The 26,999-nt window shown below is 47.2% G+C and carries 20 protein-coding genes, 1 pseudogene and 1 riboswitch; of the genes and pseudogenes, 15 read left to right on the top strand and 6 right to left on the bottom strand.

Annotated features, from left to right (window positions below):
- Positions 1-55 precede the first annotated feature (55 nt).
- Positions 56-1,447, bottom strand: a complete 1,392-nt coding sequence (locus L5M49_RS01685) for an SLC13 family permease (protein WP_263265325.1) — start codon at positions 1,445-1,447, stop codon at positions 56-58.
- An 80-nt stretch (positions 1,448-1,527) separates the two neighbouring features.
- Between L5M49_RS01685 and L5M49_RS01690 the strand changes: the two genes are divergently transcribed.
- On the top strand, positions 1,528-2,346 hold the full coding sequence (locus tag L5M49_RS01690) for an AraC family transcriptional regulator (protein WP_173244669.1): 819 nt from the start codon (positions 1,528-1,530) through the stop codon (positions 2,344-2,346).
- A gap of 120 nt (positions 2,347-2,466) precedes the next feature.
- On the opposite strand, the gene L5M49_RS01695 is transcribed toward L5M49_RS01690, so the two are convergent.
- Entirely contained in the window at positions 2,467-5,028 is a 2,562-nt protein-coding gene (locus L5M49_RS01695) for a glycoside hydrolase family 15 protein (protein WP_263265326.1), read from the bottom strand.
- 148 nt (positions 5,029-5,176) lie between these two features.
- Positions 5,177-6,838 carry an MFS transporter gene (locus tag L5M49_RS01700; RefSeq protein WP_263265327.1) on the bottom strand — a complete coding sequence of 554 codons (1,662 nt, stop codon included), beginning with the start codon at positions 6,836-6,838 and terminating at the stop codon, positions 5,177-5,179.
- An 891-nt stretch (positions 6,839-7,729) separates the two neighbouring features.
- Between L5M49_RS01700 and L5M49_RS01705 the strand changes: the two genes are divergently transcribed.
- Together L5M49_RS01705 and L5M49_RS01710 are read left to right on the top strand one after the other, a co-directional pair.
- On the top strand, positions 7,730-8,023 hold the full coding sequence (locus L5M49_RS01705) for a YciI family protein (RefSeq protein WP_173244678.1): 294 nt from the start codon (positions 7,730-7,732) through the stop codon (positions 8,021-8,023).
- Positions 8,024-8,236: 213 nt separating this feature from the next.
- Entirely contained in the window at positions 8,237-9,244 is a 1,008-nt protein-coding gene (locus tag L5M49_RS01710) for a class I SAM-dependent rRNA methyltransferase (protein WP_173244681.1), read from the top strand.
- 89 nt (positions 9,245-9,333) lie between these two features.
- On the opposite strand, the gene L5M49_RS01715 is transcribed toward L5M49_RS01710, so the two are convergent.
- Complete coding sequence (locus L5M49_RS01715; protein ID WP_263265328.1) at positions 9,334-11,496, bottom strand: glycoside hydrolase family 97 protein; 2,163 nt, start codon at positions 11,494-11,496, stop codon at positions 9,334-9,336.
- 267 nt (positions 11,497-11,763) lie between these two features.
- On the opposite strand from L5M49_RS01715, the pseudogene L5M49_RS01720 reads away from it, so the two are divergent.
- The 3 genes and pseudogenes from L5M49_RS01720 (at position 11,764) to L5M49_RS01730 (ending at position 14,138) form a co-directional block, all read left to right on the top strand.
- Positions 11,764-12,580: pseudogene (locus tag L5M49_RS01720) on the top strand (tRNA (adenine(22)-N(1))-methyltransferase).
- A gap of 273 nt (positions 12,581-12,853) precedes the next feature.
- Positions 12,854-13,384 (top strand): NUDIX hydrolase, encoded by a 531-nt coding sequence (locus L5M49_RS01725; protein ID WP_173244689.1) that lies wholly within the window; start codon positions 12,854-12,856, stop codon positions 13,382-13,384.
- 145 nt (positions 13,385-13,529) lie between these two features.
- The gene (locus L5M49_RS01730) at positions 13,530-14,138 is read left to right on the top strand and encodes a tRNA-uridine aminocarboxypropyltransferase (RefSeq protein ID WP_263265329.1); all 609 of its coding nucleotides are present in this window, start codon (positions 13,530-13,532) and stop codon (positions 14,136-14,138) included.
- A 43-nt stretch (positions 14,139-14,181) separates the two neighbouring features.
- On the opposite strand, the gene L5M49_RS01735 is transcribed toward L5M49_RS01730, so the two are convergent.
- Complete coding sequence (locus L5M49_RS01735; protein WP_263265330.1) at positions 14,182-14,388, bottom strand: pentapeptide repeat-containing protein; 207 nt, start codon at positions 14,386-14,388, stop codon at positions 14,182-14,184.
- Positions 14,364-15,047, bottom strand: a complete 684-nt coding sequence (gene trhA, locus L5M49_RS01740; RefSeq protein WP_263178370.1) for a PAQR family membrane homeostasis protein TrhA — start codon at positions 15,045-15,047, stop codon at positions 14,364-14,366. Before trhA ends, L5M49_RS01735 begins: the two co-directional genes overlap by 25 nt.
- Before the next feature lie 495 nt (positions 15,048-15,542).
- On the opposite strand from trhA, the gene L5M49_RS01745 reads away from it, so the two are divergent.
- The 9 genes from L5M49_RS01745 to L5M49_RS01785 all read left to right on the top strand — a co-directional run bounded on the left by L5M49_RS01745 (position 15,543) and on the right by L5M49_RS01785 (position 26,998).
- Positions 15,543-16,964: a hypothetical protein gene (locus L5M49_RS01745; protein ID WP_263265331.1), complete on the top strand. Its 1,422-nt coding sequence runs from the start codon at positions 15,543-15,545 to the stop codon at positions 16,962-16,964.
- Between the two features lie 167 nt (positions 16,965-17,131).
- A riboswitch (TPP riboswitch) is annotated at positions 17,132-17,230 on the top strand.
- A gap of 201 nt (positions 17,231-17,431) precedes the next feature.
- Positions 17,432-19,537, top strand: a complete 2,106-nt coding sequence (gene thiC / locus L5M49_RS01750; RefSeq protein WP_263265332.1) for a phosphomethylpyrimidine synthase ThiC — start codon at positions 17,432-17,434, stop codon at positions 19,535-19,537.
- A gap of 2 nt (positions 19,538-19,539) precedes the next feature.
- Positions 19,540-21,438 carry a bifunctional hydroxymethylpyrimidine kinase/phosphomethylpyrimidine kinase gene (locus L5M49_RS01755; protein ID WP_263265345.1) on the top strand — a complete coding sequence of 633 codons (1,899 nt, stop codon included), beginning with the start codon at positions 19,540-19,542 and terminating at the stop codon, positions 21,436-21,438.
- Positions 21,431-22,330 carry a HesA/MoeB/ThiF family protein gene (locus L5M49_RS01760; protein WP_263265333.1) on the top strand — a complete coding sequence of 300 codons (900 nt, stop codon included), beginning with the start codon at positions 21,431-21,433 and terminating at the stop codon, positions 22,328-22,330. The genes L5M49_RS01755 and L5M49_RS01760 overlap by 8 nt, the downstream gene beginning before the upstream one ends.
- A 1-nt stretch (position 22,331) precedes the next feature.
- Positions 22,332-22,535: a sulfur carrier protein ThiS gene (gene thiS / locus L5M49_RS01765; RefSeq protein ID WP_263138807.1), complete on the top strand. Its 204-nt coding sequence runs from the start codon at positions 22,332-22,334 to the stop codon at positions 22,533-22,535.
- A gap of 1 nt (position 22,536) precedes the next feature.
- Positions 22,537-23,301: a thiazole synthase gene (locus L5M49_RS01770; RefSeq protein WP_115014773.1), complete on the top strand. Its 765-nt coding sequence runs from the start codon at positions 22,537-22,539 to the stop codon at positions 23,299-23,301.
- On the top strand, positions 23,298-24,413 hold the full coding sequence (gene thiH, locus L5M49_RS01775) for a 2-iminoacetate synthase ThiH (protein ID WP_263265334.1): 1,116 nt from the start codon (positions 23,298-23,300) through the stop codon (positions 24,411-24,413). The genes L5M49_RS01770 and thiH overlap by 4 nt, the downstream gene beginning before the upstream one ends.
- Before the next feature lie 102 nt (positions 24,414-24,515).
- The gene (locus L5M49_RS01780) at positions 24,516-24,779 is read left to right on the top strand and encodes a chemotaxis protein (protein ID WP_105252574.1); all 264 of its coding nucleotides are present in this window, start codon (positions 24,516-24,518) and stop codon (positions 24,777-24,779) included.
- 5 nt (positions 24,780-24,784) lie between these two features.
- Complete coding sequence (locus L5M49_RS01785; protein ID WP_263265335.1) at positions 24,785-26,998, top strand: putative metalloprotease CJM1_0395 family protein; 2,214 nt, start codon at positions 24,785-24,787, stop codon at positions 26,996-26,998.
- Position 26,999 lies beyond the last annotated feature (1 nt).

Raw genomic sequence — 26,999 nt, forward strand, 5'->3', positions numbered from 1 at the left:
CAAGGGTGAGCGTTTCGTCCATTTAATTCAGTTAACGCACTTTAGTTAACGCAATTTAGTTAATCCAACCGAGCCATAGCCACCATAAATAATCCAGTGGCATGAGTGCAACTAGAGTTATTGCCGCTAGAGGTAAGGTGATGCGAAGTAGTTTAGTTAATGGCTCTTGGGATAATTGCATCGCCAAAATCAAAGGAGCCACCTGATAAGGAAAAATCACGGTTGAGAAACCGATCACCTGCGTCATTAATACCGCAGGGGTGGAGAAGCCAGTTGCATTGGCAAAGTCTGCTGCCATGGGGGATAACACAGTCGGCACACCTGGAACCGTTGCCACTAATCCTGTTAGCGTCGCGATTAACGATAACGACATAAAATTCAGGAACGATGCCCCTTGCTGCAAGGGTAACCATTCACTGAACAGTTGACCTAGCGCAGTGCCGAGCCCGGAATGATTGACCAATGCTCCCAGACCTAAGGCTGCCGCGACAAAAATGACGGTCGACAAATCCACTGAACTATTAAAACTCTTAGACTCAAGCACTCCCCATTTGGGGAGCAATAACAAGATAGCCGTTGTTAATCCTACCCAAGCGGGATTAATGCCGTGCAGCGAGTCAGTCACCCAAAAGAGCAAAGTAATAGTCAGTAACAGTGCAACTTTCTTTTGCATATCAAGGTTGTAAGCTTCTTTTTCAATAACGCGTTCAGGCTGGTTGTTATCAATTTTTGCAGGAAATAGGAAAACGACTAGCGCCACAATCAATATTGATTTGAGTAAGCCAAGGATTGGAAAATGCAATAAGAGATACTCAGTATAACCAAAGTGGATATTGAATAGATTCTCACTGGAACCCGCTAATATCATGTTGGGAATATTCGCGGGCAACACGGCAAAACTGGGCATGTTGCACGCCAGTGCCAAGGCGGTCGCAATGCCTATCCGTCCATGGCTACCACGAGCAAAACCGACTTGCTCAGCTAACGCCATACCAATTGGCACCATGACCACAGCACGGCCAACGGATGAGGGCATCACAAAGCCAAGCAGCACGGCACTAAAGACCAAACCCGCAATCAAGCGTGGATAACTTGTGGTCAGTATGGGGGCAATCAAACTGGCCATTCTGCGACTTAAACCTGACTGAGTGATGGCACTGCCGATCACAAACCCCGAAATGATTAACCACACCGCAGTTGAGCCGAATCCGGAGAAAAGTATACTCGGCTCAATGAGTTTAAAAATGGTGGCAAGGGCAAAAAAGATTAACCCCGCCATAAAGGGCGGGAAGAAACCTGTGCTCCAAAACATCAAGGTCACTAACACTACGCCTGCGCTGTAGGAAAACACCGCGGGATGCTGACTTAGCGGAAAAAGCGCAAGTAAAGTAGCGATCAACAGTGCACTGAAAAACGCTAGCTGTTTAACGCCAATAAAACGTTTCATGTTTACCGACCTATTGGGTTGAATACGTAAAAGATGCCTACTAAGATAACTGACTTGGTTTGGCGTTTTAAGAAGGTAATATGTCAAAGTATGTTCCTAAAGCGACATTGTTAACACCCAGTGATGCGGCGTTTATCATAGATGCCAATCGGCCCGTGCTGACCCATACTCGCAATATGGCGGCGGAAGCGGGCATCGAACCTCACTCGCACCCGCGGGGTCAGCTACTTTGGGCCGCCAAAGGTTTGTTACGTGTTCGCAGTGAAAATGCCGTCTGGGTGGTACCCTCAACCCATGCCGTTTGGATCCCTTGCAATTTGCCCCATCAAGTGAACAGTGAAACCCACGCACATACTCGCAATATTTATATTGACCCTAGCTATGGCGTTAGGCCACAGGATACGCAAGTGGTGATGGTGACTATGACAGCGTTGATGCGCGAATTAGTGCTTAAACTTTGTGAAAGTTCACATCTTATGGACAGTGGACAACTGCATCGGCTGGGTTTGGTTGCCATCGATGAGCTCCAAACTCTGGACAGTCTGGATGCCCATTTACCCGCAGGCTCAGATCCAAGACTCAGCCGCTTGATCCAAACGCTGATCCGACGTCCAAAAGTGAGTTACTCACTGACCGAGTTAGCCGAAATGGGCGGCGCGAGTGTGAGAACGATTGAGCGACTATTCAAAGCTGAAACTGGGCTTACTTATCGACAATGGCGACAAAGATTTCGTTTGTTAAATTCGCTTGAGAGCTTAAGCCAAGGGGAGAGCACGACTATGGTGGCCCATAGTTTAGGTTATTTGAGTGTCAGCAGTTTCAGTGCCGCCTTTAAAATGCAATTTGGTTGCACGCCGCAAGATTACCCGCAGCATAAGCCTATGAAAAGCGGGCGCTAAATCAGGCATCATAAAACCGTCTATAAAAAGCTAGAACAACATCTAGGATGCTGTTCTAGCCTGCAATTTATCAAAGTATCGTTAAGCTAATGCGCTATTTTAATTGGCTATTTCAACTTGTCATTTCAATGCCGCTGGGACGATAGGGTAATAATCCCAGACTTGGCCATCGGTCATTGAGCGCACCAGTTTGATGTATTCGGCATGGGTCCAGGCAAGCGGTGTGGCAGAGTTGGTGCCTTGTCCGAGTTGGTAATGATAGCGGGTGGCATCGCCGACACCGTCCCACGCTTGCTCGGGTAACATCATGCCCGCATTCGCAAAGGTTTCCATGCCTTGCACATAGGTGTTGATCAACTGCTGCTTGGTTTGCTGCGCGTTATTGCCTGTTAGCTCGCCTTTTGCTTGGGCGAGTGCTAATTCAAAATGACCACGCTCGCCGGTGAAGAAGGGCCAGACTCGGCCGCGTTGATCGGCGCTGTTGCTGCCAGATTCCGCATAGTTTTTGCCAGTAACCGTATCCTCGCCGTAACCGTCGTTGCCATAACGTCTAAAGCCTGGGATAGTACTGCCATCTTTGGCGGTAAACTCGTATTTTATGCGTAGATTTGGTTCAAGCTCTGTATTATCAATCAGTTGAAGGCTTTGCTTGATGAGCTTGTCAGTTGCACCGCGCACGCCATAACGCACTAGTTCTAAAAATCCGCCATCGAGGATCTGACGTTGATCTAAACCTTGCTTACCGTTATTTGCCGCCAGTGTATCGCGAGTATTTGGCTTTCCATTCGGGCTTAAACGTAAATAGTAAGGCGCGCTGACGCCTGCGCTGTTTTTCAATAGCCCTTGGGTGGTGACTAAGTGTTTTTCTAAACTATTACTTAAGTCTTTGGCGGCGGTAAGATAACGGGCGCTTGAAGTAATATCTTTAGCTTCTTTGGCAATTTCACTCGCGGCAACAAGACCAGCGATCACGGCAGCCGTTGTTGAGGGGGAGTAACCCGCTTGTTCTTCCCAACGTTCTTGCTGAGTTTTAGGTGGGGTGATTTGGGTGTGATTCCAATCCAGATTGACCTCACCGCCACTGATCAAGAAGTCCGCTGCACCTTTGAGCATCTCTTGATACCAGTGACTGATCTCATCAGGGGTGAGTACACCCGCTTGCCAGAGTTTCCAGCCGAGCATGATAGGCATGGCGGTTTGATCGAGCTGCACGCCGACCCATTCGATTTGGCCATCCACATGGGTCTTTTGCAGGAACCAACCGGGCGTACCCGTAAAGCCAGGCGTCTTTTCGGTCACTTGCACTTTTTTCAGGTATTCGAAGGCCACTTTGGGCGTTTGCGTGTCACCCATGGCGAGGAATGCCATGGCGCATTGGTAAAAGTCGCGCGGCCATACCGCTTTATAGCCAGTGCTCGGCACGGCTGCCGAAACCGTATCGCCCCAAGGATTAGATAACGAGGCGATAAGTGCGCCCGCATAGGTTTTATCTTCCTGCGCTTTCAAGACCATAGCACTGGTATACAGCAGCTTACCGTTATCGGTCGTGTTGTTGGCCATGTTAGCGATGGCGGGCAGCGAGCTTAGGTAACCCTGCCAGCCTGTGTTGTAATTGCTGAGCACAGCATCATAACCTGCGGCCAAGCTGGCATCGGCATTGGCTAAACTCTGTGCTTCATCTTTACCAAAACCGATGGCGAGATTAAAAGTGACGGGTTTGGCTTTGATGAGCGTAGGGTAACTCGCGGTAAAGGCGATATTGCCAACGGTCGATTTATCTTGCGCACTGGTCGTTTGATAGGGCGTATCGAGTTTGCCGTTATCGGCCAAATCGGCTAGGCCATCGGAAACACCGACAAAGCCAGTCGTAGCCTGCACAAAATTCAGATCGGATTTTACCGTCATTACGCTACTGTCTTTGGCGGCGGTATAGGCCACCAGCGCCTGATTATTAGCATGAGTGTTGGCATGATTGTCAGTATGAGTATCGATGCGGCCGATATCATTGGCGCCCGCATTGTCGATATGCGGATTGACATACAAATGCGGTGTAATGCCGTCTTCAAAGGCGGTAAAGGTGACACGCATCATCAAAGTGTCGCGGTCGGGATCGGTAAAGATATGCTTTTCAATCTGATACTTACCTTCAACATCTTTATTGATAATTTTATAGGCAAGGGATTGCGGGCGACCATTAGCATCTGTATCTAAATATTCTATGCTGCTGATAGTGTTCTCTTTTTCGGTATCGACAAAGCCATTACCTGTGACCACAAATTGCAGTTCTTTGAGCTGCGCATTATGGATAAGACCATACATGGTTTCGGTTAAAATACCTTGGGCGAGGGAGAACCAAACGCGGCTAATGGGATTTTGCTTAGCATCTTGATATTGACCTTGGGTATAAGGCTCGTAAGACGTCCCAATACCAGTTTTACCCGAAAATGCCCAAGTCGGCGCTTTACCCGGTGCGCCGGGCGCAACCCGCTGCACATTTGGCGCGGCATTCACACTTGTGGCAGTTGTTGCTGAATTCGATGTGGGTGAACAGGCCGCTAACCCTATTATCCCTAATAGGCTTGCGGCGACGGCAAGCGCTAGGCGGCTGCGTCTTGTTAACGCTTGTGTGTGACGGTTTTGGCTGGTATGCAGATCCTGCTGCGGCGTAGGACTCGATTCCATCTCGTTCTCCCCAAATAATAGTTTTATTTTTATAGTGATTGAATTGATAAAGATATTTTATGCTGCTGTGATTAGCCAAATGACCGAATTCACCGCGCTTAACATGCATTGCTGCATGTCGCCTAATGTGTATCGCTGTTATAAAGAGCTAACTTTTATTCGTTAATTTGCTTGTGGCTTTCGTGATTGAGTGGGTCTTGCGGTTCATCGCTGCAATTTGATTATTTGAGTTATTTTGTTCGACAATGTCTTGGTCGACAAATAATACGGCAATGCCTGCACACATCATCAAGACGCCACCTGTGATCAGTGCATAAATAGGTTGACCATCGAACAGACCATTGAGCACTAAACCCAGCACACTGGCGGCAAGAAGCTGCGGGATGACGATGAAGAAGTTAAAAATCCCCATGTAAACGCCCATTTTTTGCGGGGGTAACATGCCCGACAACATGGCGTAGGGCACAGATAAAATTGACGCCCACGCGATACCGACACCTATCATAGGCAGCCATAACAGGCTTGGGTCTTTAATAAAAAAGAAACTAATCAAACCTATACCACCACAGAACATATTGGCTGTGTGGGTTAGCTTGATGCCAATACGCTTAGCCAGCATAGGAATAAAAATCGCGGCAATGGCGGCAAAACCATTGTAGGAGGCGAACAGTACGCCGACCCAATCTGCGCCGTCGTTATAAGCTTGGGACAACACATCGCTGCTGCCAAAATGGTAAGACGTCACGGCGGCAGTGGTGTAAATCCACATGGCAAACAGTGCGAACCAAGAGAAAAACTGCACGATCGCCAGTTGATGCATGGCTTTGGGCATATGGAACAAGTCATCAACCACGCTAAATACCATGCCGAGCTTATTGCGTTCAGCGGGTTGTGAATGGCCCAAACGCAGCGCGCAATACAGTTGTAATGGGCCAAAGGCGAAAATCCCTAAGCTCAAAATATACAGCTGCTTGTCTAAATCCTGCGCCCCAATAGCGAAGGTGAGCAGGGCGCCGAGACCCATCCATACGAAGGAGGCAAATTGATAATCCTTGCGGGTACGAGTGCGGGCTAAAGTTTCATCTTCAGCATCGACTTGTTTTGCGTTAAAGGCGGCTAGTTCTTCAGGGGAATATTCTCTTGACGATACGACAGTCCAACTGACGGCGAGCAATAACACTGCGCCACCGAAATAGAAGGCATAACGCACTGAATCGGCAATTTCACCCGCTGGTGCAGTATTCGCAACATCAAAAAAGTGAGTCAAAATATAGGGTAAGGCCGAAGCGACCACAGCGCCAATGCCGATGAAAAAGCTTTGCATGGCATAGCCTTGAGTACGTTGGCTTTTCGGTAAATTGTCACCGACGAAGGCGCGAAACGGCTCCATGGCGATGTTGATCGAGGCATCCATGATCCATAACATGCCGGCGGCAATCCACAGGGTAGGCGAGTGAGGCATGATGAAAATGGCAAGGGTAGTAAAAATCGCGCCAATCAAAAAATAGGGGCGACGACGGCCAAGGCGTCCCCAAGTGTTATCACTCAAATAACCAATAATAGGTTGAACCAATAAACCCGTCAGTGGTGCGGCAATCCACAGTATGGGAATTTCATCGATAGAAGCCCCTAAGGTTTGAAAAATGCGGCTGACGTTGGCATTTTGCAGGGCAAACCCAAATTGAATGCCTAAAAAACCGAAACACATATTAAAAATTTGCCAGAAACTCAGCTCAGGTTGTTGCTTGAATGCATGCGGCAACTGAGGCGCTGCGGCTTGATGGGGATCTTGCTGGTGATTCGAAGACATTGAACTTCCTTTCTGTTGCCGGCAGTCGTTCTGCCTTGAGTGCTTATTGTTTTAATTGTTTTGCCTAGCAATGGATTGGCACTGTACTTTGCTTTTATGTGGTGAGCTATTTCATCACAGCCAAGAGCATACAATAAAAGCTAAGAGTCAGATTCATGGCTTATTCATGGTAGTTTCGCGCATGCCATGAATGAGTGTACTCTGTGAAAAAATGGCGAATATACTCCTCCCTCAGAAGTATATTCGCCGATAAATTCATTTCAAATTTGGACCTAACACCTTAATTCAAAGGGGTTAGCCCAAGTGAGTGGCCTAAAGCCAGTCAGCAGAAAGAACTTAAGCCTGATAGCAATCCTTGTATGTAACCCTATCAGAAACGACCTCACAGATTTCAAACCCCACAAGCAGAGGGTGAAACGAGCGGATTTATAGTAGCCTCGGCGTAGATTTTTGCACAACTGCTTACATACGTATTCATCATGGGTTAGTAACTGGGTGGAAACATAGGTGTAACGCATTTGGACTGTTTATCAATAGTCATAGGCTTGCTGGAATGCTCAAATAACTCTCTAATCTTGTTAGAATACTTGATGATCAGTCATTGCATTATTTTTTAGAAAAAAGGGTATTGTTATTGCGGATGTTAACTGAGTGATAAAATCAACCGCAGCATAACTGACGGCGAGTTCAATGCACTTAATAAGAGTCAGGATGCAATAAATATCCAGTACGGATGCCGATAGCTTGACTCGAAAGTCGCGCACTCTGCACTATGATAATAGCCAGCCTAGATATGGTGGGATCAGATAGGTACTTAGCTTATGATGATCGCCAGATTAAGCGTTTTTCGTTCGATTATTTTAAATTTTTTCAGTTGATTAAAGGAACCCTATGTTTGTTGTCTCGCTTACCTATAAAAAGCCAATTGCAGAAGTGGAGTTACATTTAGCCGCCCATATTGCTTATCTTGATCAGTATTATGCCGCAGGGACTTTTGTCGCCTCGGGTCGCAAAGTGCCACGTACTGGTGGCGTCATCCTCGCCAAGGCTGAAAGTCGCGCGGCGCTAGAGGCTATTTTGCAGCAAGATCCTTTCTGCATTGCCGATGTCGCTGAGTTTGAGGTGATAGAGTTTGTGCCGACTAAAACGGCGCCAGGGTTAGAGCCGTTGCTTGAAGTGATTTAACCTACATCTTTGTTTGAAAATTATTCCGTGTACTTGGTTATAACAGGCTTGGCGGGTTGGGGGGACATAGAGTTCCCCCCCATTTGGATGTTAGTCGGTGTTTATGCTGTTTTCGGGGCGAACTTTTCCGATATTCTGCGACCTAGTTTGGTATTATGCCGTTTTCCCTCTTGAAACCTTACGCAGGTTTCCGCTGCGCGAGTCCCGCTTTTTATGTCTATTCAAACGCTGTTATCGACGGCTCTGGCGAAACGCCATGATTTTTTACAACAAGCTGAACAGGATCAAACCGATTGTTTTCGGGTGTTCCATGGCACAGTCGAAGGCGTCAGTGGCTTGAATATCGACCGTTATGGCGATACTTGGCTAGTGCAGAGTTTTCATCAGACCTTAACCGACGAAGAGTTAGCCGATGTGAGCGCTGTTTTGCTGCAACAGGCCGATTTGCCGATTGTGTATAACGACCGCTCATTAGGTAATTCCCGCGTATTGAACGCGTTATCTCCCGCACTGGCAGATATTGCGAATTCTGAGCGAGTTATGCAGGAAAATGGCATCAAGTTCAGCACTAAACTGCGCCACGAAGGACAAGATCCGCTGTTATTCCTCGATATGCGTATTGGCCGCGAATATGTACGGGCACACAGCCAAGATAAAACTGTGCTGAATTTGTTTTCCTACACCTGCGGCATTGGTACTGCGGCAGCCATCGGCGGCGCGACTCAGGTGATGAATGTTGATTTTTCTTCCTTTGCTTTAGCGACGGGCAAAGCGAATGCGGCGTTAAATCAGGTGTCGAATGTATGTGAGTTTGTGCAGAGTGATGCGTTTCCGGCATTGCGCCAATTGGCAGGCTTGAGTGTGGGAGGGCGTCGCAATCAAAAATTACCGAGTTATCCCAAATTGGCGCAAACCCAGTTTGATCTGGTGTTCCTCGATCCGCCGCGTTATGCCAAGAGTGCTTTTGGTATTGTCGATTTGGTTAATGATTATCAAGGTTTGTTCAAGCCCGCATTAATGGCGACGAAAGTCGGTGGCACTATCGTTTGCTGTAACAATGTGGCGAAAGTCGAGCGCCAAGCATGGTTTGACAGTTTAGTGCGCTGCGTTGAAAAACAAGGCCGTACAGTCACTACGCACACTTGGCTCGATCCCCATGAGGATTTCCCTTCGTTCGATGACAATCATCCACTTAAAATAGTGGCACTGACATTAAACTAATTGGGTCACAGTAAACACAAAGGGCGCTTTTTAGCTCCCTTTGTTTATAGCGACTTTGTTGCTCGCAACAAAGTCGTTAAAGCACTTTATTAAAGCACTTTGAACCTTATTGCCGTGCCGCCACTGCTGGCGAGTGAGAGGTTTAGGCTATCTTTAGCACTCACCTCTTTTGTTTCTATCACATAATCATAGGGGTTGGTTTTCCAATCGGCTTTTGCGCCATCGCGGTAAATTTGTGCTTGATAACGTTTATTCGGGGAGAGGAAATCCAGTTTGACCGTGACCGTGCGTGCGGTTTCATCCGTGAGTGCGCCTAAGTACCAATCACCTTGATCCTTCGCTTGGCGAGCAAAGACCACATAGTCACCGACTTCACCGGCCAGCGCGACACTTTGATACCAATCTGTGGGCACATCGCGGATAAATTGGAAGGCATCTAAGTGCTTTTCATAATTGCGCGGCAGATCCGCTGCCATTTGGATTGGGCTATAGAGCACAACGTACAAGGCGAGCTGTTTGGTCAATGTGGTTTGCACACGATTTTCAGCATCCAACCCCTTGGGCGCTAAGTCAAAAATTCCCGGGGTAAAGTCCATTGGACCCGCAAGCATGCGGGTAAAGGGTAACATGGCCGTGTGTTCAGGGCTGTTTGGTGGGCTACCCCAAGCATTATACTCTTGGCCGCGGGCACCTTCGCGGGAGATCCAGTTCGGATAGGTTCGGCGCAGGCCTGTGTCTTTAATCGGCTCGTGGGTATTGATACTGATATGGTGTTTCGCTGCTTCAGTGACATTGTGCAAATACTCACCGACCATAAACTGGCCGTCGTGCCACTCGTGACGGGTAATGCCTTTGTCATCTATGCGCTTGATTTGGCCACCATCGGCGACATAGCCCGTTTTGACTTGAGTAACACCAAGCTGCTCATACAGGGCGAAGGCATCTGCCATTTGCTCGCGATAATGCGTGACTGAACCTGCGGTTTCATGGTGGCCGATTAAGCGTACATTTTGTTTTGCCCCGTAGGCTGCGATGGCGGGCAGATCGAAATCAGCATAGGCCTTGGTAAAGCTAAATTGATCGCCATTGTGGAACCAGTCGCCGTCCCAACCTTCATTCCAACCTTCTACCAGTACGCCATCAAACTGATATTTAGCGGCGAAATCCATATAACGCTTTGTTTCACTAGTGGTTGCGCCATGGGTTGGGCCCGAGCCCCAGGTATTTTCGTTTAAGTGCATTCCCCACCAAATACCGACGTATTTCCCTGGTTTTACCCAAGTAACATCGCCGAGTTTATTGGGTTCATTGAGGTTTAGGATGAGGTGCGAATTGAGCAGCCCAGCTGCTTTGTCGGCAATTTGAATGGTGCGCCACGGCGTATAAAAACCCACTTGGGTTTTGACGCGAATACCATCGGACCAAGGCGTGAGATCGGCCTTAAGTTTGCCATCGCGCTGTTGATCTAAGGTCATGGCGGCAAAGTCCACCAAGGCGGCTTCGTGGATACTTAAGTGCGTACCGTCTGCGAGTTTAAAGGTGAAGGGGGTATGGGCTCTATCGACGTCTTTAAGCGCTGTGGTGCGATATAAATATTCGTAGCGATTCCAGCTGCGGGCAGGGATCCACCATGCTGTAGCTTTATCGCTTTTGCCGACATTGAACTCGGTTAACTCGTCAGTGATTAATAGCGGCGAATTGGCGGGTAGGGCAGCTTGTGGGGCTAAGTGATAGCGAAAGCCAATCCCATAGTCAAAGGCTTTAAATTCGATTTCGAGTTGCACCTTGCCATTACTTAATACTGCAGTCAGTTGATTGTGCTGATCGCGGATCCATTCCTGTTCGCCCCAAGGTTGTTGCCACTTTTCATCGGCACTTTTTTTATCGCTGCTTTTTATCTGTAATCCTTGACCGAGTTCGCCAAGGGATTGAAAAACTAAGCCTAAGCGGCTCGGTTCTATGACTGTTTTGCCGTGAAAATCGATTTTATATTCGGGGCGGCCAGTATCGTCACTCAAGCTGATTTGAATTTGTTGGTTGGGTGAGCTGACGGTAACGGTTTTGGCAAATACGTTGGCACTAAAAAGACTCGTAACTGCAAGGGCGATAAGTGAATGGCTTAATCGCGCTTGCGATAGTTTTTGTCGCGATGAGCTCTGGCGAGCGTGGCTGTTTGTTAAGTGGCAGTCTGTTACGTGACGGGCAGTTAAGTCGCTGCGAGTGAACTGAATAGGGTTGGTCTTGATGAACATTCCTTGATCCTTGTTTTTATAACGAATGTGACTCACAGCATACTAGTGGCGATGGCTTTTTAACCGCAACGGCCTGCATACGTATTCACCATATTAAGGCGTGGCGTAACAGACGTGACGTGAAGCACTGCGAGGGCACGAACAAAAGATGTGGTTTGCTTTTGACTCGGGTAAACTGCGCGCTTTCTTTTTGCTTAAAAATGCAATTTAGCGTGGGATTTACAGTGGGATTTACAGTATTTGGAGCCGCAGTAGTAAGGTCAAACCGTGAAAATTAGCCAACGTTTACAACAGATAAACAGCATGATCACTGGTCATTACGATCATATTTGGGATTGCTGCTGCGATCATGGTTTGCTCGGTATGCTGTTGTTAAAAAGGAATGCTGCCCGCCAAGTGCACTTTGTCGATTGTGTCCCTTCGCTGATGCAGGCGCTTGAGCTGCGTTTACAGCGTTTTTTCCCCGCAGAGATATCAGGCCTTAATCCCAATTTAGCGCCACACTCAGATCCAGACTTAAACCCAGACATAGACTCACAGTCAAATCAAGAACCAAACTCAAACTTATATCGTCATACTCAGTGGCAAGTGCATTGCCTCGATGTCGCGGCTTTACCGCTCGAGCAAACCAGTGACAAAGATAAACAGTTGATTATCATCGCTGGCGTGGGTGGTGAATTGCTGGTGGAATTAGTGCGGGCAATTCTAGCTCAACACCCACTGCGGCACCTCGAGTTTATTTTGTGTCCCGTGCATCATAATTACTATGTCAGGCAATCACTTTCGGCCTTAGGGCTAGGGCTTAAGTCGGAACACTTATTGGAAGAGAATCAACGTTTCTACGAAATCCTCCACGTCAGCACAATCATAGATCCAAATGGTCTGCCTATCACTGCTACGGGGTCGTTAATATGGCAGACGTTAGATGAAGCAAACCTGCCGCGAGCACACCACTACCTGTCGCAGCTGATTGGCCATTACCAACGCATGCCGGCGCACAAGCAAACTCCTGAAATTATTCACGCCTATCAGCAGCAATTGGCCCAGTTCTTGAGTGAGTATGAGTGAGCTTGAATGCGCTTGAGCATTTTTGCCGCTTGGGCATTACGCTGAGAACCAAAGATGAGCACCAAAGATGAGGATCAGGCGAAAGAGCTGATGCATCGCGATCTCGTTGTTAATATTATGGGTAAAACGATTTTAGCATAAACCGTTAACAATCAATCTTGTAATCGTTAAAATCTATTAATCACTCGGACTGGACTGAGTGTGATTATTGCCTCTGTGGCAGTTTTTGATCTGCATTTGGCGCATTTTCGTTTATGCTTCGACTCCTTTTCGGCAAATGGCTACGACGATGCGTTTATTGAGAACTACCCAAGATCCTGCGGTTAACCTACAGACGGCACGCGTTTTTTATCGCAGAGCTGCCCGCGCGATAGTGTTATCGGGTGAAGACATTTTGCTACTTTATACCCAAAAATACCGCGACTACAGCTTACCCGGAGGCGGAATTGATGATGGCGAGAGTCTCGAAGATGGACTGATCCGCGAGCTTCAGGAAGAAACCGGTGCCTTAGACATTCAAGTGTTAGCGCCCTTTGGTCGCTATGAAGAGTTTCGACCTTGGTACCGTGAAGGAGCGAATGTAGTGCACATGGAGTCATTCTGTTATGTATGCCGTATTGACATCACACTGGGTGAGCGTGGTTTAGGTGAGACTCGATTAGAAGCCCATGAGATTAAAAATGGCATGCGGCCTGAATGGCTTAATATTCATCAAGCTATCGCCCATAACGAAGATATTCAGCGCAATCATCCCCATAAAGGCCAATCAATAGAGCGTGAAACTTTTCTGCTAAAACAGATAGTATTGGAATGTTTTTAAATTTTACCATTTTTAAATCATAACTTTAATCTATGATTTTATTTCACGTCAAACTTAGTTGGCTTGGCTTGTTGGCGATCGAACACCGTTATTTTAACCTGATCTTTTAAGCGGATATGCTTCGAGTCTGTGCCTGAGTCTGTGGATGTTTAAGGCTATTTCTCACTCTTTTGCCGCAGCAAGGAAGGCAATGCAGATTATTTTATTGACCCACGAGCGCGAGTTAACCCGCAAAACGAATACTGGCCAACTCGCGTTAGCCGCATTTCCTGAAGAGGTGAAAAGCATCGTCTGGTCGAGAACGGCACCTGATAACGATTTAGTGGCTATGTTGGCATCGCAGCAGGCTAAACTGTTGTTTCCAGCAAGTGATACTGAGCACACTGGGCCCATTGATCATAATGCCTTAGATACGGTTTTAGCTGAGCCAGCGCTCTCGAACGCACAAGCCTTGTTAGTGCATGCGCAATCTACAGTTATAGCAGCACAACGAATGCCGAACCAAGTGGTGATTTTAGATGCGACTTGGCAGGAGGCGCGTAAGATGCTGCGCCAGAGTCCTTATCTCAAAACAGCCGCACGAGTCAGTTTGCCGCCACTTATGCCTGAATCCGCCTTTATATTGCGGCGTAATCAGCAAGAAGGGGGCTTGTGTACCGCAGAATGTATTATTGCGCTTTGGCGCCAGTGTGGCAGAGCGGAACAAGCGACGCTATTAGCGTCGCTGTTTACTGAATTGAATAGCCGTGCTTGATTGCGATGTTTGAGGAAGTGCTTGAATAGATAATTAACGACTTTTAGCTTTGACTCACAGATAAATCACCATCTGTTAAGTCATAGTCATTTAAATTAGAGCCAGTTAAATCACCATCTGTTAAGTCATAGTCATTTAAATTAGAGCCAGTTAAATCACCATCTGTTAAGTCATAGTCATTTAAATCAGAGCCAGTTATATTACCATCAGTTAAATCATAGTCATTTAAATAACAGTCAGATATATACACAGAAAGTGACTCATGGCACCGCCGAGCACAAACAAATGCCAAATGGCATGGTTGAATGGAATGCGTTTACCGACGTAGAACACAACCCCTAAGGTGTAAAATAACCCGCCTAAGATCAATAGATTAAAGCCTACCTCTGACATCGCCGCCGTTAAATCGCCCATCACAGTGACACATAGCCAACCCATAGCGAGATACAAGACTAAGCTTAACTTTTTGAATTTGTGAATAAACAGTGTCTTAAATAGGATCCCACCAATTGCAAGCGACCAAATGGCCGTTAAAATCACTATCGACTGCGTGCCTTGTAAGCTTATCAGCATCAAAGGTGTGTAAGTTCCTGCAATTAAACAGTAAATAGCGCAGTGATCGGCGATCTTCAGTTTATGTTTCCAGCCTGAATGGCTAACGCTGTGATATAACGTCGAGCATAGGAAAAGCACTATGATGCTCGCACCATAAATGGTTACGCCCGTAAGTTGAATTGGCGTTAGGTGATCTTGACCTTTAAGCAGCATGAGCACCAATGCCACAATCCCCGCAATGACACCTAGGCCATGGGATACACTGTTAGCGATCTCTTCTTTGATACTATATGGTCTAGATTTTACCGGGTTTTTAACTGTGTTTGGCTGTTCGGTAACACTTTGACTCGACATGGTAGATACACACTCGTAAACGATAATAGACTGAGTCTATCAGTTAGAAAAATAAATCACCATATTTAAGCGTACACTTGTAAGCTTAAATTTATGGTTGGCTTCTATTTTTCATCTTTTAGATTTTTAACGCCGTCTTGCACTCCCATCAGTGCATCGCATTGATGATGCTACTCGCTTCAAGACGTGAGATTTAACATTCAATTTAGCGCGATTATGATCCCAATTCCCAGCCTTATTTGTCTTAACTGGCAAGTGACTTATCAAGCACTGGCGTAAAGTACTGTGCTTGTAGCAGGTTGCATTCGCATTGAACTTTGCTCTGTTTGCCTCCTCTAATCTGCGTTGAGCACTCGTAAGTAAATGCAATTATTGGGTAATTCGCTTTCAATATTCACCAACCCGATATTGGATTGATATTGAATTAGAGTGCAATCGTTCCACGTTAAGCATCATTGAAATCAATGGATACTATACAAAACCTAAGGATGGATTTTGCCTTTTCAACATCAACCCAAGGCCGCGCCTTTATTTACAGCATCTCCTACAGCGATTGGAGATGATGCTGATAGTGCTTTGCTGATTTCGGTCACATCGCCAGAAGGTGAGACTTTTATCGCCTTTGATCATCAGCTCGGTAAACTGGATGCTGCTCAAACGCCTGTTTTTACCACTAATGCGGAGCCATTAGCGTTCAATAGCGGTGCAGGCTTTTTAGTCACTGAGCATGACACCCAAGCTATAGACCAAGAGCAAGCCCAAGCTATAGACCAAGAGCAAGCCCAAGCTATAGACCAAGAGCAAGCCCAAGCTATAGACCAAGAGCAAGCCCAAGATTTGGTACTGCAAGAAATCCGTGCTGAACATCAACATCAAGATAAATTGGTTCCTGAGTCTGAATCCAAATTTGAACTGTCTTGTACGGCACAAACCAGTGCTCAGGCATTAGGGACGGGATCAGTTTTGCGTGCTCGTCAGCCATATTTCAAAGGATTAAGTCTGTTATTTTTTGTGATCTTAGTGCATGTGTGTTTATTTTTACTTATCTGCATTTTGTGGCGTCCGCAGCTAAATCCCTTTGGATTGAAGGAAATAGAAAGCCGTGGCCCTAAAGTGGCAGCGATCAAGGCTTACTTTATTTATGCTCCCGCGGTAGAGAAAGCCAAAACCTCAGAGTCCGAAACTGAGATCAAGGCCGAGGATAAGACTGAAGCGACAAATTCTGTTACGCCTACAATTGTTCCCACACCTCAAACTCAAGTGAAGCCTCTGCCAATACTTGAAAAGGTCATGCCTGAAACAATAGCACCAGAAAAGGCCTTCTCTGAAAAAGTAGAGTCGGAAAAAGTGAACCCAGATACGGTTAAACCGGACATCACTCAATCGAGCCAATCTCAATCAAGTGCCCAAAGTGAAGTACAGCCCGCTGAAGTGACGACAAAAAAACCAACTAATACGCTTGATACCACAGAAATAAAGCCGCAGCTTGGCGCTAAGAGCTCGCCTGCAGCAGAAGGTGAGAGCACAATAGCGACAAGCTCAAGCATGAGTTTATTCACCCAGCAATATTTTGAACGTCAGCGCGAGCAAGCGCTCGATGCTCTCGTCATTGAACAGGCCGATAAGTTCACCCGGAAATCGAATATGAGTGAAATGAGCCCAGAGATGGAGGTGCTATTTGTCCCTAATGCTGATGATTTCGGTGGCACAACGAGTCTAGATTTACCCTTAGACCCAAATCGTATTGTGCGTAAAGGGGATACTTGTTATCGCGTGGTACAAGTCGGCACTCAAGTTAATCCTAACGCCGAAAATTTAGGTTTTCCCATTAACTGCAGTGGCAAAAAAATCAATCAAGCTATTGATGATGCCATTCAATCTCGATTAAACAAAATGATACTCAAACCCCATAAATAGTGACTTTCTTTTATGATTTATTTTCATGCTAATTATATCTTTTTTAGTTTAATTTTATTTAATCAATTAAAAACAATTAATTATGAATCTTTATTTTGGATTGGTGGTTAAGATTTTTAATTGCTTTTTTCCTTGTTTGTTGCTGCCGCTTCTGTCTATACTGCGCACTCATCTTGTCGGAGTGCCTCTTGGCTGAGACCGTTTATTCGGGATCCGTTGAACCTGATCAGGTTAAAACCTGCGAAGGAAACAAGCGTAATAACACACATTAAATCGCCAAAATAGACTGCTTGAACACCTGTTTACTCAGCTGTGTTTTAAGCCTTAATTTTTAGATTTAATCGTTATTGAGCAGGGTAACTCAATTTTTGAAGCCAGTGTTGGCCACAAAAGTTGATTGCCATGTCCAGCTATCAACAACTCAATTCTCCAGACAAGCAACTCCATTTTTTAACGTGAGATTGCTTATGTCCAGTTCAAACTCAAACCCTGCTGTAGCTGCCAATGCGATAGAAATCACAGCGCCAGAATCGACAATCCCTAATAAATCGGCTGAGTCTCGTCAATCAATCGTGCCTAAGGCGCCGAATCGCCGCGAAACTCGCGCGCAGGCTCAAGCCTTTATCGATACGTTAGCGCCACTGCAACATCCTAATTCACAAAAGATTTATCTTGAAGGTCCCAGTGCCGATATACGCGTTGGCATGCGGCAGATTCTGCAGACTGACACGCTGGTGGGCGGAACAGATGATGCGCCTATCATGGAGAAAAATCCGCCAATCCGAGTGTACGATTGCGCCGGACCTTATTCCGATCCTGAGGCCGACATTAATGTGCGTCTAGGTCTTTGTAAATTAAGACAAAACTGGATCCTAGCCCGCAACGACACAGAGCAATTACCCTGCGCTACATCGGATTTTACCCAACAAAGGCTCGCCGATGACGGTTTAGACCATCTGCGTTTTGAGGCAGGTTCGAGTGCAATTGTCCGCCCACGCAGAGCGCTGCAGGGCAAACGAGTCAGTCAATTACACTATGCCCGTCAAGGGATTATCACGCCAGAAATGGAATATGTGGCGATCCGCGAGAACATGGCACTTGCGCAAGTACAGGATGAAATCCTCAATCGTAAAGCCAAGGGCGAAGCTTTTGGTGCCTTAGTTGGCGAACCGATTACCGCCGAATTTGTCCGCGCCGAAGTTGCCCGTGGCCGCGCGATTATTCCGCTGAATATTAACCATCCCGAAGCAGAACCTATGATCATAGGGCGTAACTTTCTGGTGAAGGTGAACGCCAATATCGGTAATTCTACGGTGACGTCTTCCATCGAGGAAGAAGTGGAAAAGCTCGTCTGGTCAACCCGTTGGGGCGCGGATACTGTCATGGATTTATCCACGGGTCGTTATATCCACGAAACCCGCGAATGGATCATCCGTAACTCGCCAGTGCCCATCGGCACAGTGCCGATTTATCAAGCGCTGGAGAAAGTGAACGGCGTGGCAGAGGATTTAACCTGGGAAGTGTTCCGCGATACCTTGATTGAACAAGCTGAGCAAGGTGTTGATTACTTTACGATTCATGCTGGTGTACTGCTTCGTTATGTGCCGATGACGGCTAAACGCGTCACTGGGATCGTTTCCCGCGGCGGTTCAATCATGGCCAAATGGTGCTTGAGCCATCATAAGGAAAACTTCCTCTACAGCCATTTTCGTGAGATCTGTGAGCTTTGCGTCGCCTACGATGTATCCCTGTCTTTAGGTGATGGTATGCGTCCAGGCTCGATTGCCGACGCTAATGATGCAGCCCAGTTTGCAGAGCTTGAAACCTTAGGTGAGCTAGTCAAAATCGCGTGGGAATACGACGTACAAACCATTATCGAAGGGCCGGGACATATCCCGATGCAGCTCATTAAAGAGAACATGGACAAGCAGTTAGTTCACTGCGACGAAGCGCCGTTTTACACCCTTGGCCCACAAATCACCGATATCGCACCTGGGTATGATCATTTCACCTCCGGCATAGGCGCGGCCATGATCGCTTGGTACGGCTGCGCTATGTTGTGTTATGTCACGCCAAAAGAACACTTAGGATTACCGAATAAACAAGATGTTAAGCAAGGTTTGATTGCTTACAAGATTGCCGCCCATGCTGCCGATGTGGCAAAAGGTCATCCGAGTGCGCAAATTCGTGATAATGCGCTGGCAAAGGCGCGGTTCGAATTCCGCTGGGAAGATCAATATAATTTAGGACTCGATCCTGAAACCGCGCGTGCTTATCACGATGAATCTTTACCGCAGGAATCCGCTAAAGTCGCGCATTTTTGCTCTATGTGCGGCCCTAAATTTTGTTCGATGAAAATCACCCAAGATGTTCGCGCCTATGCCGCTGGCTTAGAGGCGGCACAAGCGAAAGCGGAGCAAGTTGAAGCGGCTGCCCAAGCCATGCAAGTCACAGTCAAGACGCCGCAGGAGTTGGAAGCGGCAATGGCGCTAAAATCGGCACAATTTGCTGCCTCGGGCGCCGAGATTTATCACGTTAAAGACAAGCTCGTCGCCGAAGCTGAGGAAGCCTAATGATGCTGGGTATTCATGGGGGAAAATTGCCCATGAGTACCGAGCGTCCCGCGTTTGTTTGGACCATAGCCGGTTCAGACAGTGGCGGCGGTGCCGGTATTCAGGCGGACTTGGCCACGATTCAAGATTTGGGCTGTCACGGTTGCAGCGTGATCACCACAGTGACGGCGCAAAGCTCAGTGGCGGTCACCTTAGTCGAACCCGTGTCAGCGGCGATGTTAATGGCTCAGTTGACCACTTTACTGTCAGACTTGCCACCCAAAGCAATTAAAATCGGCTTACTGGCAGATCAAACTCAAGTGGCATTGCTGGCAGATTGGATCGCGAGTTTTAAAATCAACTATCCATCAGTGCCTGTGATTGTCGATCCTGTTATGGTCGCCAGTTGTGGCGATGCATTAGCAGTAGATAACTGCCAGGATATAAAAAGTGCGGCTAAATCAGCCTTAGATTTTAGGCCTTTCAAAGGTTTAATCGAACTTATCACGCCCAATGTGCTTGAACTTGGGCGGTTAACTCACAGTGATGTTTCGACTAAAGCGCAATTCGCTGCTGCGGCACTGGCTTTATCCCAGAGCCTTGATTGCAGTGTGCTCGCTAAAGGTGGCGATGTGAGCTTTGGTTGCACTGACATTCTTGCTGATACTCAAACTCAAACTCAGGCTAACGTTCATGTTAGCACTCTCGATAGCAACGGCTGGGATTTTGAGCTTGCCGAGGATTATCTGGTTTGCCATCAAGTACGCGCTAGCTCTGAGCTGCATCAAAATGGGCGTTTCTGGTTGGCAAGTCAGCGTGTTAATACCCGTCATAATCATGGTAGCGGCTGCACTTTGTCATCGGCCATTACCGCCGTGTTAGCGCAGGGTTTTGTATTGCAAGATGCGGTGGTCGTTGCGAAAGCCTATGTGAGTCATGGCTTAAGCGCGGCAATTGGCTTAGGGCAAGGTCCAGGGCCGTTGGCCCGTATGGGGTGGCCCAATGACTTGTCCCGCTATGCCAAGATAAGGCTGTGTGATGGCAATTTTATTAGTCATCAACTCAACCAACACCTTGATATTAGAAGTGATTTAGTTGCAACAGTTTTATCTGCAACAGATCAGGCAACCGCTCAGGTAAGAATAGCCTCGACGCCACCTCAAAATATTTTATCCCACGGTTTTAAAGTGCTCGATGCCGATCTTGGTGTTTACCCTGTTGTGAGTGACTTAACCATGCTGGAGAGTTTGTTAGCTGCAGGCGTTAAAACCTTGCAGTTACGGATAAAAACCGACATCAGCGAGTTATCTAGTGCAGCGCTAGCCGAATCTGATTTAGGCAAATGTGAGTCAGGTAAGTCTGAGTTGGTTGGCTCTGAATTAGAAGCACTAATTCAAACGGCCATTGCCTTAGGTAAGCATTTTAATGCACAGCTTTTTATTAATGATCACTGGCAGTTAGCGATAAAATACCATGCCTTTGGGGTACATTTAGGCCAAGAAGATCTCGCCGTTACCGACTTAGCGGCCATTCAGTCGGCAGGGCTCGCATTAGGTATATCCAGCCACAGTTATTTTGAGTTGCTACTGGCGTATCAATACTCGCCATCCTACATAGCGCTTGGGCATATATTCTCAACCACGACGAAGCAAATGCCTTCGGCGCCCCAAGGGCTCGCAAAACTTAAACATTATGTGGCGTTACTCCAAGACCACTATCCCTTGGTCGCCATTGGCGGCATCGACTTAGCTAATCTGGCAAAGGTGAAAGCCACTGGGGTCGGCAATATTGCTGTGGTGCGCGCAATAACCGAGGCTCAGGATCCAGTCGCAGCATTTGCAGAGTTGAGCCAAGCTTGGGAGCAATGTAGCTTGTCTGAAGAACTGGCTGTAAAGCATGAGTTGGTTGCTAAGCATGAGTAAAAACCAACCGCTTGCTCACGCAGAGGTTCTTTGCGACGGTACACAAAGCGCTCATACACTCAGTGATTCAGATTTCATGCGTTATTCTCGGCAAGTCTTATTGCCAGAGGTCGGTGAGGCAGGGCAATTGCAATTGGTCGACGCCAGCGTTGTTATTGTAGGGCTTGGCGGCTTAGGGCAATTGGCGGCGCAGTATCTGGCTTGTGCTGGCATTGGCAACTTGACCTTAATCGACATGGATAAGGTTGAAGTTTCGAATCTACCAAGACAATTGCTATTCACCGATGCCGACATTGGACTCAATAAGGCGCGAGTTGCCAAGCAAAAGCTCAAAGGCTTAGCGCCGCAGTGCACTGTTACTGCCCATGAAACAGCATTTAGTGCTGAGACATCAGCTCATCACTTCGCTGAGGTTTTACAATTAAAACAACAGGGTAAAAGAGTGCTCGTGCTTGACTGCACTGATAACTTTGCGACCCGCCAAGCCATTAATCGCAGCTGTATCGAAGCTGCTTTACCTTTAGTCAGCGCGTCAATCGCAGCATTTAGCGGCCAATTGTTTGCAGTCGATCAAGTGCAGTTCCCCTCTGGTGGTTGTTATCACTGTATTTTCCCCGCACAGACGAGAGTGTCACAGAGCTGCAGTACCCAAGGCGTACTTGGGCCGAGCGTGGGCGTGATGGCGTCAATGCAATCTTTGGTGGCTATGCAACTTTTGTTGAATATGGATAGTTGTAATGAATCGAAAAGTGCCTTGTTGGGGCGTTTTTGGCGCTTCGACGCTAAATCACTTTCATGGACTGCGGCGATATTAACGCGGGATCCCCATTGTGACATATGTGGCCCCAAAGGGGCTTATCTATCATCAAATAAAGATAATCTTGAGGTTTGATATGATTTTAATTCACATAAATAATATCCCACAGTCGTTGACTGAACCGACTTCGCTCGCGGCTGTGATCCTCGCGCAAGATATTGCCCTCGACTCAGTTGCTATCGTGTTGAATGCAGAGGTGGTTCCGCGCAACCGCTGGCAATCTATTCTCTGCCAACATGAAGATAAATTAGAACTTTTTTCAGCAGTGGCGGGAGGCTAATATGTTAACGATTGCCGATGTGGAGTTTGAATCACGGTTATTTACCGGAACGGGAAAATTCAGCAATAGCCAAGTGATGATCGAGGCGATAATGGCTTCAAAATCGCAGTTAGTCACAGTTGCAATGAAACGAATTGATTTTAAAATGGGGCTAGATGATTTGCTCACGCCGTTACGTCAAGCGGGTGTACAGCTATTGCCTAATACTTCTGGGGCGAGAAACGCCAAGGAAGCGGTGTTTGCGGCTGAGCTTGCCCGTGAAATGCTGGGAACTCATTGGATTAAGCTCGAAATCCATCCAGACCCTAAGTACCTGATGCCCGATGCGATTGAAACCTTAGAGGCGGCCAGAATCCTCTGTGAGAAAGGCTTTATCGTGTTGCCCTACGTGCATGCCGATCCTGTACTGTGCCGTCGTTTGGAAGAAGTGGGCTGCGCTGCGGTTATGCCACTGGCGAGTCCGATTGGCAGTAATCAAGGTTTAGTGACTGAAAGCTTTTTAAAAATCATCATAGAGCAGGCGCGGGTGCCAGTGGTGATCGATGCCGGCATTGGCGCACCTTCGCAGGCTGCGCGAGCAATGGAGCTGGGCGCAGATGCGGTGCTCGTCAACACCGCCATCGCCAGCAGCGCGTCGCCGATAGTGATGGCCGAGTGCTTTAAGGAGGCGGTGCAATGCGGTCGGCGAGCCTTTGAAGCTGGGCTTGGCCGAGTACAAACTGGCGCGGTACAGACCAGTCCTCTGACGGGATTTTTAAACCAATGAGTTTTGTAGCGGAATTTGCCAACATCCCACGGGATAAACTGTTACTCGATTTGTATTCTTGCACAGCCCAAGATGTCGAGCGGGCGTTAGTGAGTCCAGCAGGGGATTTACGTAGCTTACTGGCCTTGTTATCACCTGCGGCTGAACCTTATATCGAAACCATGGCACAACATTCAGCGGCGCTTACGCGGCAGCGATTTGGCGCGAATCTGGGCATGTATTTACCGCTATACGTCTCGAATCTGTGCGCTAATGAATGTGATTACTGTGGTTTTAGCATGAGTAACAAACTCAAACGCAAGACCTTGAATGAGCAGGAGTTGATGGCCGAGATGGTCATTATCAAAGATAGGGGGTTCGATTCAATTTTACTGGTGTCGGGTGAGCATGAAACTAAGGTCGGTATCGATTACTTCAAGCAAATTTTACCATTGGTAAAGCAGCAATTTAGCCATGTGGCGATGGAGGTCCAGCCCATGAGTGAGGATCATTATCGCCAGTTAGTCGCACTAGGTTTAGATGCCGTGATGATTTATCAGGAGACCTATCAGCCAGAGACTTATGCTCGTCACCATTCCCGAGGTAAAAAAATGGATTTTGCCTATCGCTTAGCAACACCAGACAGAGTTGCGGCGGCGGGAGTAGATAAAATTGGTCTTGGGGTGTTACTGGGGCTGGATGACTGGCGTTTAGATGCGTTAATGATGGGATATCATATTGACTATTTAGAGCGTCGCTATTGGCGCACTCGCTTTAGTATTTCGCTGCCAAGGTTAAGGCCTTGTACTGGCGGGATCACCCCAAAAGTTATGCTATCGGATTTAGGTTTAATACAAATGATTTGTGCATTTAGACTTTTTAATCAACAGCTTGATATCAGCATGTCGACAAGGGAAAGCCCTGAGCTGAGGGATAATCTTTTGCCACTTGGGATCACTCAAATCAGTGCGGGTAGTTCCACTCAACCAGGGGGCTATCAAGCACCCGACAGTCAACTCGATCAATTTGAGATAAGCGATGATCGCAGCGTCGAGCAAGTCATCGAACAGATGCAACGGCAGGGTTTTAATCCCGTATTTAAGGATTGGGAAGCCAATTGGATCACAGGATAAATAAGACCGTAAATAAATGGTGAGAATGCGGATAAAACCTGTACTTTTGCAGGTGATTGGTCAATAATTGACCCATTAATCACAGCGTGCAGGAATACCGTTATGCAAATCCAATCTGCTTATTCATCCGGTCTGCAAGGCTTGCAAAGTGCTCAATCTGGGCTCACTCAAGCAACAATAGATGTGGCTAAACCTACACCGACTCAAAGTGCGGCTCCGGCTGAATCTACAAGAGATGTTGCGCAGCCTGATAAAACCTCGGCATTACTTACCGCTAATGAGTCATTAAGACAAGGGGAAGCGTCAACAGAAGTGATTGAAACTGATTCTGAAACGATAGGTTCGATCATTAATATTAAGGTGTAAATATCATGTCGGTTGTGGCGCTATCACTTAAGGTTGGAGCGCCATCCTCTTCATTTTCGGCACATGATAAGATGCTCAGCTCGAATCTAAGCCAGACTCAAAGCCAGAGCCTAAACCAGAGTCACGCTAATAGCACTTATCAAGGAGCCAGCGCTCACACTGCAGGCTCCGCAAAAATTGAAGCGAGTGGTGTCCATGAACTACAGGTTACTGGAACTTCATTTGCTCCAGTTCAAGCCACGCCTATTACTTCATTAGCTGCTAACGTTTCCCAATCTCTCCACTCATCACCGAATGTGTCTTTTGCTGCTTCTAGTGCTGTTTCATCAACTGCAGCACCTGTACTTCCTGTACTGAATGGTGCAAGCCAAGCACTCGAGGTCGCTCCTTTTTCCGTACCAACGCCAAGGAGCAATCCTCAGGTAAATACGTTAAATGATCGAGCTAGCTTACATGCCGATGCGAGTTTTAGTTTGTTAACAGGACCAAGATCCATTTCTGGTGTACGCGGGGGACAGATTGCGACACCTATTTCTACTCAGGTATTTTCGCCCGTCGCGGGTACGAGTAATAGCGGACTTGGGGTAAATTCCTTGGCTACAATAAGTCCAAATCTCAGTGTAACGAGCAATATTCCCGTTGATATTTTTACGCCTCTGAGTCCATCAATTGGCACTAGGGGTACTTATATTCCTGCTTTCAATCCATCTAGCACGGGTGATGTTTCTCCAATAATGCCTGATTTAGCGGCAGTGTTTGGGCCACAAACTGTCTTTACTGGAGCTGCGTTAGTTGATCCCACTACGTCCGATTCTGCAATTAACAGTTCTGTAAATAAGAGTGTAGCAACGAGTGCAGGGCCTGTTGGTCAGTCAAACTCTACGCAAGCCACAGATCAATCCGCTAGCAATGATGTTGCTCGACCGACTGTGTTAGAACTATTTACTCAAGTTTTCGGTGAAGCTCAGGCTCAAGCTAGTCCTGTAGATGCTCCTGCGACAGCGTCTAACCCAGATGATAGTCAACAAGTCTTAGCTGCTGTCTTTGCCCCAAATGATAATCAGCTTGAAAAGCAAGTACAGGAAGAAGAATCGCGGAAACAGCAAATAGCAGCAGCGGAAGAGGCAAAGCAACAATCACTGGTTCAACAGGCTCAAGAACAAGAGATACAAGCCCAAGAAAAAGTGCAGGCTCAACAGCAACAGCAAGTCGATGAACTTAAAACTCGAGATTCAGAGGTTAAAGCCCATGAGCATGCCCACGCAACCGTCGGAGGACAATACGCTCAGAGCCCGAGTTTTAAGTATGAAAAGGGTGCTGATGGCCAACGTTACGCCACCGATGGCGAAGTGCAGATTGATGTCTCTCCAGTGGGAGGCGACCCGCTTGCAACGATAAACAAAATGAAGCAAGTTTATGCCGCAGCAATGGCTCCTGTTGACCCGTCATCAGCGGATATCCGTGTTGCCGCGGAAGCCTTGCAAAAAATGAATGAAGCTAAGGTGATGCTGGCAGAGGAGCGACAAAAACAAATTGTTGACTTGCAAACGGCTCAAACATTAATAGACGCAGATGCACAAATCAAAGAGTTGCCACCGTTAGAAAAACATACACCTGTAGTGACGGGAGACGTTGATGAGTCCGGTAATATTGCTCAGCCCCAAGAGGCTGTATTCACCCCCGCCTCTACTGCGCTTGATAAGCTAAAACAAGCGATCGAGGCGCAAACGGTCAACACGAGAGTCATTGATACGGGTTCGAAAACCTCTTCTGATATCAGTGACTCAGTCACTACATCGACCACAGTGGAAACGATTGAGCCACCGACCGCAACTTTAGCATTTGGATATGCTTCAACTTCAGCGGATTTAGCGACGGGTTTTATCTCAAGATCTGATAGTGCTGCAAGCCGTTATTATGCTGCGGTTGCACAAGCCAGTGCAGGACCTTCTGCTCGTGTCGATATGACGTCGCAAGCGAATATTCAGCCTTCGTATCTTGCATCTTCAAATGAGCTGCCTAGCAATTTGCAATCTACGGATGTTTTGTCCGCAAACGATGTAAATGAGCAGTCTTCAAATATCAGTGCTAGCGCGAATACAAATGTGTCTTTGCAGAGCGAGTTATATGTGGAGGATGATCTCTTACAGGAGACGGGATTTATTCAGCCGCAATACTTGGGTTATCAACAAGCACGCTATGTCGACTTTAGTGTGTAAG

Origin of the sequence: Shewanella sp. SM74 (genome assembly GCF_025653725.1) — a bacterium.
Lineage (GTDB): Bacteria > Pseudomonadota > Gammaproteobacteria > Enterobacterales > Shewanellaceae > Shewanella > Shewanella oncorhynchi.

Excerpts from the sequence above, each read along its gene's own strand:
- thiH (WP_263265334.1), top strand. The coding sequence starts at position 23,298 with ATGAGTTTTGTAGCGGAATTTGCCAACATCCCACGGGATAAACTGTTA.
- L5M49_RS01785 (WP_263265335.1), top strand. The coding sequence starts at position 24,785 with ATGTCGGTTGTGGCGCTATCACTTAAGGTTGGAGCGCCATCCTCTTCA.
- L5M49_RS01760 (WP_263265333.1), top strand. The coding sequence starts at position 21,431 with ATGAGTAAAAACCAACCGCTTGCTCACGCAGAGGTTCTTTGCGACGGT.
- thiS (WP_263138807.1), top strand. The coding sequence starts at position 22,332 with ATGATTTTAATTCACATAAATAATATCCCACAGTCGTTGACTGAACCG.
- L5M49_RS01725 (WP_173244689.1), top strand. The coding sequence starts at position 12,854 with ATGCGTTTATTGAGAACTACCCAAGATCCTGCGGTTAACCTACAGACG.
- L5M49_RS01715 (WP_263265328.1), bottom strand. The coding sequence starts at position 11,496 with ATGTTCATCAAGACCAACCCTATTCAGTTCACTCGCAGCGACTTAACT.
- trhA (WP_263178370.1), bottom strand. The coding sequence starts at position 15,047 with ATGTCGAGTCAAAGTGTTACCGAACAGCCAAACACAGTTAAAAACCCG.
- L5M49_RS01690 (WP_173244669.1), top strand. The coding sequence starts at position 1,528 with ATGTCAAAGTATGTTCCTAAAGCGACATTGTTAACACCCAGTGATGCG.
- L5M49_RS01705 (WP_173244678.1), top strand. The coding sequence starts at position 7,730 with ATGTTTGTTGTCTCGCTTACCTATAAAAAGCCAATTGCAGAAGTGGAG.
- L5M49_RS01755 (WP_263265345.1), top strand. The coding sequence starts at position 19,540 with ATGCTGGGTATTCATGGGGGAAAATTGCCCATGAGTACCGAGCGTCCC.
- L5M49_RS01770 (WP_115014773.1), top strand. The coding sequence starts at position 22,537 with ATGTTAACGATTGCCGATGTGGAGTTTGAATCACGGTTATTTACCGGA.
- L5M49_RS01730 (WP_263265329.1), top strand. The coding sequence starts at position 13,530 with ATGTTTAAGGCTATTTCTCACTCTTTTGCCGCAGCAAGGAAGGCAATG.
- L5M49_RS01695 (WP_263265326.1), bottom strand. The coding sequence starts at position 5,028 with ATGGAATCGAGTCCTACGCCGCAGCAGGATCTGCATACCAGCCAAAAC.
- thiC (WP_263265332.1), top strand. The coding sequence starts at position 17,432 with ATGTCCAGTTCAAACTCAAACCCTGCTGTAGCTGCCAATGCGATAGAA.
- L5M49_RS01710 (WP_173244681.1), top strand. The coding sequence starts at position 8,237 with ATGTCTATTCAAACGCTGTTATCGACGGCTCTGGCGAAACGCCATGAT.
- L5M49_RS01685 (WP_263265325.1), bottom strand. The coding sequence starts at position 1,447 with ATGAAACGTTTTATTGGCGTTAAACAGCTAGCGTTTTTCAGTGCACTG.
- L5M49_RS01700 (WP_263265327.1), bottom strand. The coding sequence starts at position 6,838 with ATGTCTTCGAATCACCAGCAAGATCCCCATCAAGCCGCAGCGCCTCAG.
- L5M49_RS01780 (WP_105252574.1), top strand. The coding sequence starts at position 24,516 with ATGCAAATCCAATCTGCTTATTCATCCGGTCTGCAAGGCTTGCAAAGT.